The organism is Mesorhizobium sp. M2C.T.Ca.TU.002.02.1.1 (genome assembly GCF_003997225.1).
This window is the reverse complement of sequence record NZ_RZTO01001016.1, coordinates 1-1927: the sequence shown is the minus strand read 5'-3', so window position 1 is coordinate 1927 and position 1927 is coordinate 1. Positions and strand designations below refer to the sequence as shown.

The following is a 1927-nucleotide window of genomic DNA, read 5'->3' as shown; positions in this document are numbered from 1 at the left end:
CGCCTATGTAATGGCGCCGTTCCAGCCAGCGAACGCCCTCCTGACAGTTCTGGCAGGATGGTCAGCCGCTGCATCCTCCCGTAACGTTTGCGCACAGCGAGGGAGGAATCATGGGCAAGGGACGGGTCGAGGCATTCACCGATGGCGTCGTCGCCATCATCATCACCATCATGGTGCTGGAGCTGAAAGTGCCGCATGGCGAGGATTTTTCAGCGCTTCTGCCGCTGTGGCCGGTCTTCTTCTGCTATGTGCTCTCCTTCATCAATGTCGGCATCTACTGGAACAATCTGCACAACATGTTCCACACCGTGCAGCGCGTCGACGGACGTGTGCTCTGGGCCAACCTGAACCTTCTGTTCTGGCTGTCGTTGATGCCGGTGACCACCGCCTTCATGGGTGAAAATGAATTCGCTCCGGCGCCCGTGGCGGTTTACGGCATCGACCTCGCGCTTTGCGCCGTCGCCTATACCATCCTGGTCATCAAGCTGCGCCATCTGCACGGCGCCGACACGACCTTCGCCAGGGCCGTCGGCCACGACAAGAAGGGCAAGATCTCGCTGGCGCTCTATATCGTCGCCGTGCTGCTGAGCTTCGTCAACCAGTGGATCAGCGTGGCGATCTACGTGCTTGTAGCGGCCGTCTGGTTTGCACCCGACAAGCGCTTCGAGAGGCTGATCGAAAAATAGAACCTACTTGCGCATCGCCTTGAGCTTCTCGGCGGCCGAGGCGGCAAGGTCGGCATAGCGTTCCTCCAGCCGTTCGGCCGCCTTGATGATCGGGAAGTCGTGGCCGAACTTCTCCAGCGCCAGCCGCAGCTTCTCGGCGAAATCCGCCTGCTTCTCCAGCGCCGAGAACAGTGTCTTCACCTGCGCCTCGCTGATATCGGGATTGGCGAGCATCTTCGGCACCTCGCGGCCCATCTGGTCGCCATTGGCGGTCTGCTCTTTCAGGATTCCGATCCAATCGGTCAAATGCCGAGCTCCTTTTTTTCCGGACAGCATGCGCGGCAGGCGCAGCGATGGTCAACCCACTGCGGCCATCGCCGTCAACCCATTGGGGCTATCGCGGTCGCCTATCGGGACGAACCAGCCTTGCCTCGGTGGCGTCTGGCGTTAAGTTCGGCCCGACCCGAACAAGGATGGAAACCATGACCAGCGACGCCCAGATCCAGACCACCCTGCCCGCTTTCGCCTCCGGCAATGTCGCCGTCATCACCGGCGGCGCCAGCGGCATCGGCCTTGCCGCCGCGAAACGGTTCGCGGCAATGGGCATGAAGGTGGTGCTTGCCGACATCGGCGGCGTGCGCCTCGATCAGGCGAAGCAGGCCATCGCCGCGGTCGCCGGCGACGATGCCGTCCTTCCAATTCCCACCGACGTGTCCAAGGCCGAGGAGGTCGACCGGCTGGCGGAGCTCGCTCACGACGCCTTCGGCGCGGTGTCGGTGCTGATGAACAATGCCGGCGTCGGCAACAACCCGGGCAAGCCCTGGGAGAACCGCGACGCCTGGAAGCGGCTGCTCGACATCAATTTCTGGGGCGTCGTGCACGGGGTCGAGGCCTTCGCGCCGCGCATGCTCGCGGCGGACAAGCCCGGCCTGATCATCAACACCGGGTCCAAGCAAGGCATCACCACGCCGCCCGGCAATCTCGCCTACAACGTCTCCAAGGCCGGCGTGAAGACGTTTACCGAGGGGCTGGCGCACGCGCTGCGCAACGAGCCGGGAGCGAAGGTTTCGGCGCATCTTTTGATCCCCGGCTTCACCTATACCGGCCTGACCGAAGGCGCGACGCAAAAGCCCGCCGGCGCCTGGACCGGCGAGCAGGTGATCGACTTCATGCTGGCATCGCTGATCGACGACGATTTCTACATCCTGTGCCCCGACAATGAGGTGGCGCGGCCGACGGATGAAAAACGCATGGCGTGGGCG

3 protein-coding genes are annotated in these 1927 nt (G+C 63.2%); 2 read left to right on the top strand and 1 reads right to left on the bottom strand.

The genetic code is table 11. From position 1 onward, the window contains the following. Window positions 1-110 precede the first annotated feature (110 nt). The gene (locus EOD07_RS32740) at window positions 111-686 is read left to right on the top strand and encodes a TMEM175 family protein (RefSeq protein ID WP_127238182.1); all 576 of its coding nucleotides are present in this window, start codon (window positions 111-113) and stop codon (window positions 684-686) included. A gap of 3 nt (window positions 687-689) precedes the next feature. Here EOD07_RS32740 and EOD07_RS32735 read toward each other — a convergent pair whose 3' ends face one another. Continuing rightward, complete coding sequence (locus EOD07_RS32735) at window positions 690-971, bottom strand: hypothetical protein (RefSeq protein WP_127238181.1); 282 nt, start codon at window positions 969-971, stop codon at window positions 690-692. A 176-nt stretch (window positions 972-1147) separates the two neighbouring features. Here EOD07_RS32735 and EOD07_RS32730 point away from each other — a divergent pair. Beyond that, the coding region (locus tag EOD07_RS32730) for an SDR family NAD(P)-dependent oxidoreductase (protein WP_127238180.1) at window positions 1148-1927 on the top strand (780 nt) is incomplete at its 3' end.